The organism is Mycobacterium sp. 1423905.2 (assembly GCF_001673155.1).
In the GTDB taxonomy this organism is placed as follows: Bacteria; Actinomycetota; Actinomycetes; order Mycobacteriales; family Mycobacteriaceae; genus Mycobacterium.
Genome location: NZ_LZLE01000184.1, coordinates 1 through 6,600 on the forward strand (window position 1 = coordinate 1; position 6,600 = coordinate 6,600).

At 65.7% G+C, this 6,600-nt stretch carries 8 protein-coding genes; 4 read left to right on the forward strand and 4 right to left on the reverse strand.

Annotated elements, in window-relative coordinates:
- The first annotated feature begins 159 nt into the window (after positions 1-159).
- Positions 160-624, forward strand: a complete 465-nt coding sequence (gene nrdR, locus A9W95_RS11145; protein ID WP_067412134.1) for a transcriptional regulator NrdR — start codon at positions 160-162, stop codon at positions 622-624.
- Between the two features lie 26 nt (positions 625-650).
- Complete coding sequence (locus A9W95_RS11150) at positions 651-1,136, forward strand: peroxynitrite isomerase (protein WP_067412137.1); 486 nt, start codon at positions 651-653, stop codon at positions 1,134-1,136.
- Here A9W95_RS11150 and A9W95_RS11155 read toward each other — a convergent pair.
- From A9W95_RS11155 to A9W95_RS11165, 3 genes are read right to left on the reverse strand one after another with little or no spacing between them, the layout of a single operon-like run.
- Positions 1,127-1,822, reverse strand: coding sequence for a PhzF family phenazine biosynthesis protein (locus A9W95_RS11155; protein WP_067412140.1), 696 nt, complete (start codon positions 1,820-1,822; stop codon positions 1,127-1,129). The two genes, A9W95_RS11150 and A9W95_RS11155, sit on opposite strands and share 10 nt — an antisense overlap.
- A 14-nt stretch (positions 1,823-1,836) precedes the next feature.
- Positions 1,837-2,862: an alpha/beta fold hydrolase gene (locus tag A9W95_RS11160; RefSeq protein ID WP_067412143.1), complete on the reverse strand. Its 1,026-nt coding sequence runs from the start codon at positions 2,860-2,862 to the stop codon at positions 1,837-1,839.
- Positions 2,863-2,898: 36 nt separating this feature from the next.
- Positions 2,899-3,876, reverse strand: coding sequence for a proteasome assembly chaperone family protein (locus A9W95_RS11165; protein WP_067412147.1), 978 nt, complete (start codon positions 3,874-3,876; stop codon positions 2,899-2,901).
- Between the two features lie 173 nt (positions 3,877-4,049).
- On the opposite strand from A9W95_RS11165, the gene A9W95_RS11170 reads away from it, so the two are divergent.
- Positions 4,050-4,880, forward strand: a complete 831-nt coding sequence (locus A9W95_RS11170; protein ID WP_067412152.1) for a serine protease — start codon at positions 4,050-4,052, stop codon at positions 4,878-4,880.
- Here A9W95_RS11170 and sthA read toward each other — a convergent pair.
- Positions 4,877-6,283: a Si-specific NAD(P)(+) transhydrogenase gene (sthA, locus tag A9W95_RS11175; protein ID WP_156746136.1), complete on the reverse strand. Its 1,407-nt coding sequence runs from the start codon at positions 6,281-6,283 to the stop codon at positions 4,877-4,879. The two genes, A9W95_RS11170 and sthA, sit on opposite strands and share 4 nt — an antisense overlap.
- Positions 6,284-6,394: 111 nt before the next feature.
- Between sthA and A9W95_RS11180 the strand changes: the two genes are divergently transcribed.
- Positions 6,395-6,600 (forward strand): DUF4192 family protein (locus A9W95_RS11180; protein ID WP_156746135.1); only part of this gene is annotated, 206 nt, incomplete at its 3' end.

The window sequence follows — 6,600 nt, forward strand, 5'->3', positions numbered from 1 at the left end:
GGCGCGCCGGGCGTAACGGAAAACCGCGTGCGACAAGCAGTTCCACGCGAAAGGCCGTTGGCCACGCCACACGCTCGATGGCGAGGGGCGGGAGGGTCAGCGCACCGGTACGCTCGGAGTGGTTCTCGGTTCGGACGTTAGCGCGGCAAAGGAGCGGCCATGCACTGCCCGTTCTGCCGGCATCCCGATTCCCGGGTCATTGATTCCCGGGAAACCGACGAAGGTCAGGCGATTCGGCGTCGCCGGTCCTGCCCGGAGTGTGGGCGCCGGTTTTCCACCGTCGAAACCGCGGTTCTGGCAGTGGTCAAGCGCAGCGGAGTCACCGAACCGTTCAGCCGGGAGAAAGTCATCAGCGGTGTGCGACGAGCATGCCAAGGTCGCCAGGTCGACGACGACGCGTTGAACCTGCTGGCCCAGCAGGTTGAAGACACCGTGCGCGCCTCCGGGTCACCGGAAGTTCCCAGTCAGGAAGTCGGTATGGCCATCCTGGCGCCCCTGCGTGAGCTGGACGAAGTCGCTTACCTGCGGTTCGCCTCGGTCTACCGATCGTTCACATCGGCCGACGATTTTGTGCGCGAGATCGAGGCGTTGCGTTCCCACCGCAAGGTGTCGACGTCGAGCTGATCGACCCGCGTCGCTAGTCTGCTGTCATGCCGCCCGAGCTGCATCCTGACCTGACCGAGCTGGAGTCGTTGTTGGGTACGTGGTCGGGCCGGGGCGCCGGCGAATACCCGACGATCCAGCCGTTCGAGTACCTCGAGGAAGTGGTGTTCACCCACGTCGGCAAGCCCTTTTTGGTGTACGGCCAAAAGACCAGAGCGGTCGCGGACGGCAAGCCGTTGCATGCTGAGACCGGGTATCTGCGGGTGCCGCAACCCGGCCACGTCGAGTTGGTGCTGGCCCATCCCAGCGGCATCACCGAGATCGAGGTCGGCTCGTATTCGGTCCAGGACAACGTCATCGACATCGACATGGCCACCACCGCGGTCGGATTGACTCCGACCGCCAAAAACGTGTCGGCGCTGGGCCGTTCGGTGCGCATCGACGGCGACGAACTGTCCTACTCGCTGCGTATGGGCGCCGTCGGCCAGCCCCTGCAACATCACCTGGCCGCGGTGTTGCACCGTCAGCGCTGAGCCCAAACCTGTCGGATGCCGTCGTCGACCACCCGACCGGCGACCCGAAGCCAGCCGTCGGCGCTCCACTTGGTGGTCAATACCGACCCGGCGCCTTGAGTGATGATCAGGTCGCGGCCGAGGTGATCGGTCATCCTCATGGCCGCCGAACCGGTGGCTTCATCCTCGGCCACACCGAGATTGGCAGCGAAGAACCGGGCCCGCAGTGCGCCGACGGACTCGTCGGTCCAGGCCCACAGATAGTGCGCGGCGTCGTCGGAATAATCGGCCGGGCGAGCGGAGTCCACCGCCTCGACCGAACTCATGTGGTGAATCGAGAAAGCGGGTGCCCAAGCCGAGCGTGCGCTGACGAAAGTTAGATCGTTTTCGCAGGTCACCTGCACCGGACCGGCCGGCACCCGCAACGTGTCGATCGGCGTGCCCAGCCGGCGCAGCCACCATGCCGCCCCGACGCTGGGGTGTCCGGCGAAGGGCAATTCGGTGCCCGGCGTGAAGATCGTCGCATCCGCGGTGGTGGATCCCGGCGGGGGCAGGTGGACGAAAATGGTTTCGCTGTAACCCAGTTCGGTGGCCAACCGTTGGCGATCACCGGTGGCCACCCGGCTGGCGTCGACAACTCCGAGCGGATTGCCGAAGTTGCCGTCGGAATCGGTGAAGACTCGCAACACCGTCACGTCCACACCCATGGCGGTCCGGAAGGTCAGGTGGCGCTGCGCTCGTCGGAACCCATGGCGTTCAGTACGGCGACGCGGGTGTCCGCGGGACCGGTCACCGTGCGCTCTCCGCTGCCGGTGCGCAGCAGTTGGCGCAGTGCGGTCTGGTCGTATTCGGCGGGCTGCGTGCTGTCAATGAAGCGCTGCACGACGTCGATGAACCGGGCCGGGTCGTCGTGGAAGGGGAAATGGCCGGAGCGCTCGAAGATTTCGAGCCGGGAACCGGGCATCGCGGCATGGGCCATGCGTGCATGACGCACCGGGACGACGACGTCTTGACGGCCCCATATGATCTGCACCGGAATGGCTTCGGTCAAATAACATCGGTCCAGCATGGTGACGATCTGCCCGCGCCAGTCCACCACCGCCCGCAGCGTGCGACTGAACGCCGCCGAGGCCGTCGGTTCGGGTAAGTCGTCGAGAATTCGCAGCACGTTGGGCAGATCCCGGCCCAGGCTGGTGGACCCGATCGCGTGGCCGGCCAACCGGCCGGCCAGTTGAACCGCCGGCAACACCAGCGGCAGGCGCAGGAGGGCCAACGCTTCGCTGCCCATCGGCAACGACGCCAGCCGGAAGACGACGTTCACGTCCTTGGTCACGCCACCGGCCCCCACCAAAATCAGCCGGTCCACCAAATGCGGGAATTGGTAAGCGAATTGCATAGCCACGCCGCCGCCCAGTGAATGGCCGACCAGGGTCACCCGGTCGATGTCGAGCACACTGAGCAGGTCCCGCATGCCGTTGGCGTACGCCGCGACGGAATAGTCGGCGCGTGGCTTGTCAGACTTGCCGTGCCCCAACAGATCCGGCGCGATCACGGTGAACCGCTGAGCCAGCTTGGCCTGGATGCCGCTCCAGGTCGTGGAATTGTCGCCGATTCCGTGAATCAACAGGATCGCCGGCCCCGATCCCGCGATCCGATACGCCCGTTTGTATCCATGAATGGTGCGGAACTGCAGCGTCGGCGCAGTCACTTCCCGCACCGGGCGAAGATTGCCCTTGCGCTCGGTCATCTCGCCCAACCTCGTTGTCTGGCCAACTAACGGCGTCTAATTCGAGTCGTCGTCGTCGAACTTTTTCTCTGCCTGCTGAGCCAGGAATCGCTCGAACTCCGCGCCAAGCTCATCGCCGCTCGGCAGATCTTCGTCACGTGCTAGTAAGGATCTGTTTTCCTGAGCGTCGATGAATGCATCGTACTGGCGCTCAAGGGCGGTCACCACTTGAGCGACTTCGGCGCTCCCTTGGACCTGTTCGTCGATCTTGGTGCGGATCTCAGCAGCCGCCTCGGCCAGCGCGGTGAGCGGCAGCTGCAACGAGCCCGTCTTGGCGACCTGTTCGAGCAGCGCTTGGGCGGCGGCGGGGTAGTCGGTTTGGGTCAAGTAGTGCGGCACGTGCACGGTGAACCCGACTACCTCGTGACCGTTCTGGGCCATCCGGTACTCCAGCAGGTTCGATGCGCTACCGGGAACCTGAATTTCGGATATCCACGGCTGGAAGTCGGTGATCAACTCCTTGTTGTTGGAGTGCGCGGTCATGGTGATCGGCCGGGTATGTGGAACCGCCATCGGTACGGTGCCCAAACCGATGGTCTGACGTACCCCGAGATGCTCGGCCAGCAACCGCACCGCGGTGATGAAACGCTCCCATTTCAGGTCCGGCTCCATTCCCGACAGCAACAGAAACGGGGTGCCGATGCTGTCCCGCAGCGCGTAGAGGCTCAGTTCGGGATCGTCGTAGTTGGTGAAGTGGTCGGTCTTGAAGGTCATCAACGGCCGTCGGGACCGGTAATCGAGCAACTCGTCTATGGCGAACGAGGCGACCAGTTCGCTGTCCAACGCCGCTTTGAGGTGGGCAGCGGCCAGCTTGATGGCATGACCGGCGTCGGAAAAGCCTTCCAGGGCATGCACCATTACCGGGCCGCGGCCGTCGGACGTCGACAACTGAGGGGCCGGGAATTCCAGCTCGTACAACCCCGATTGCCCGGGCAAATAGCCGGGGACGTCGTTCGGGTCGTGATCGTGGGCCATGGTGTTGCCTCCTTCCGGGAGTCCCTTCCAGGGTGCCCTAACCAGTGTCCCTCAAATCGGGGGGCTCCCATAACTGATCCGCGTTCGCGTCACACCCCTGCGCGCGTTTGCTGGTCGAGAAGTCAGCCCAGAACACGGATTTGGCATCCGATTGCCGGATGCGGTCGTCGGGCATGATGGGAGCAATGCGCAGCGTGACGGCAATGCTCTGCCTGCCGGTCAGCCTGGTGATGTTTCTGACATCGTGTGGCGGGCCGGCTGACCGTGCGGCGCACAGCAGCGGGCCGCTACCACGCGGGAGTGTGCCCGCCCAGCGGCTCGGCGAGCCGGCCCGGGACGGTGCGGCGCATCCGGTGCCGCCCGACGCGCGGGTCGGCGCGGTGTTTCTCGACGGCGACAAACTGCACATCTGCACAGCCTCGGTGCTGCACTCGGTCGGCGGCGACTTGGTGCTGACCGCCGCGCATTGTCTGCTCGGGTTCTCCACCGCGGCTTTTGTGCCCGGCTTCTCCGAGGACGCCGCACCGACGGAGAAGTGGGCCGTCAGCGACGTCTACTTCGACAACCGGTGGCTGGCCACTCGGGATCCGCGCGCCGACTACGCGATCGCGCGGGTCCGCGGCAGCGGTGACGAACCCGTGGAGCGGCGCGCCGGCGCCGGACTGACCCTGGGCGCGGCTCCGGTGCGGGGCAGCCGGGTCACCGTGACGGGTTACCCGGCCGGTGTCGGCGGCCAGCCGGTCAGCTGTCAGGGCAGCACCGGCACGACGGAAAGCGGGTTCCCCTCCTTACCGTGTGAAGGGCTGGTGAGCGGCACCAGCGGCGCGCCGTGGATGAGCGGCGGCTCCGTCGTCGGGGTGATCGGCGGGCTCGAAGGCGGCGGGTGCGCCGACGACGTGTCCTATTCCCCGCCGTTCGACGAGCGCACCGCGCAGCTGCTGGCGCGCGCGGAAGCGGGCGGACCCGGCGACCCGCCGGCGGCCGATTACGACGACAGCTGCTAGCGACGGAACTGGCTCAGCGCGCGCATCTTGTTGGTCACGTCCAACGCGGCGACCTTGTACGCCTCGGAGAAAGTCGGATAGTTGAACACCGCATCGACCAGGTAGTCGACCGTGCCGCCGCAGCCCATGACGGCTTGTCCGATGTGCACCATCTCGGTGGCGTGGGTGCCGAAGATGTGCACGCCGAGCAGGGTGCGGTCGCGGGTGGACACCAGCAGCTTGAGCATGCCGTAGGAATCGCCGGCGATCTGCCCGCGCGCCAGTTCGCGGTACCGGGCCACGCCCACCTCGTAGGGAATCGAGTCCTTGGTCAGTTCGACCTCGGTGGCGCCTACGTAGGACACCTCGGGGATGGAGTAGATGCCGATCGGCTGCAGGGCGGTCATGCCTTCGGTCGGTTCGCCGAAGGCGTGGTAGGCGGCCAGGCGGCCCTGATCCATCGACGTCGCGGCCAAGGCGGGGAATCCGATGACGTCACCGACGGCGTAGATGTGATCGACCTTGGTCTGGAATTGATCGTCGACAAAGATCCGACCCCGGTGATCGGTCTCCAAGCCTGCGTTCTCCAAGCCCAGCGTGGCGGTCTGGCCCTCGCGGCCCGCCGAGTACATGACCGTCTCGGCGGGAATCTGCTTGCCGCTGGCCAAGGTCGTGACGGTTCCCGCGGCGCCGACGTCGACCGCGGTGACTTCCTCCCCGAACCGGAAGGTCACCGCCAGGTCGCGCAGGTGGAATTTGAGGGCCTCGACGATCTCGGGATCGCAGAAGTCCAGCATCGTCTCGCGCTTTTCCACGACGGTGACCTTGGTGCCCAGGGCGGCGAACATTGACGCGTATTCGATTCCGATGACCCCAGCGCCGACGACGACCATCGACGCCGGCAGGGAGCGCAGGTCCAGGATGCCGTCCGAGTCGAGCACCCGCCGCTCGTCGAATTCGACCCCGGACGGGCGGACGGGCTTGGTGCCGGTGGCGATGACGATGTAGTCGCCGCTGAGTGTGACGCGCTCGCCTTGGGCGTCTTCTTCGACCAGGACGGTGTGCGGGTCGACGAAGCGGCCGTGCCCCAAGACCAGGTCGATTCGGTTGCGCATCAACTGTGAGCGCACCACGTCGACCTGCTTGCCGATCACATGCTGGGTGCGCGCCAGCAGGTCGGCGGGGGTGATCTTGTCTTTGACGCGGTAGCTGGCGCCGTAGAGCTCGCGCTGGCTCATGCCGGTGAGGTAGACCACCGCCTCGCGCAACGTCTTGGACGGGATGGTGCCGGTGTTGACGCAGACACCACCCACCATTCGACCGCGCTCAACGATCGCCACGGACTTACCCAGCTTGGCCGCAGCGATCGCCGCCTTCTGGCCGCCCGGCCCGGAACCGATGACGACCAAGTCGTATTCGCGCATGGAGCTCATGGGTTAGACGATAGAGCCCACAGTCGGGACTTTCTCCACAGATGGCGGCCGATTTACGTTGCGGTAGCACGAATTGACGGTGTCGATCGTCAGCGTAGTGCCATGACCAAACATCAACCTGACTTCGAACTCAACCGTCCCGGGGCGTTAATCGCGGCGATCCCGGCCATTCTCGGCTTCGTTCCCGAGAAGTCGTTAGTGCTGGTTTCGCTGGACGAGGGTGAGCTGGGTGCCGTCATGCGGGCCGACCTCAGCGTTGCCCTCGGGGACCAGATTGCACACCTTGCAGAAGTGGCCGCCGCGGCGTC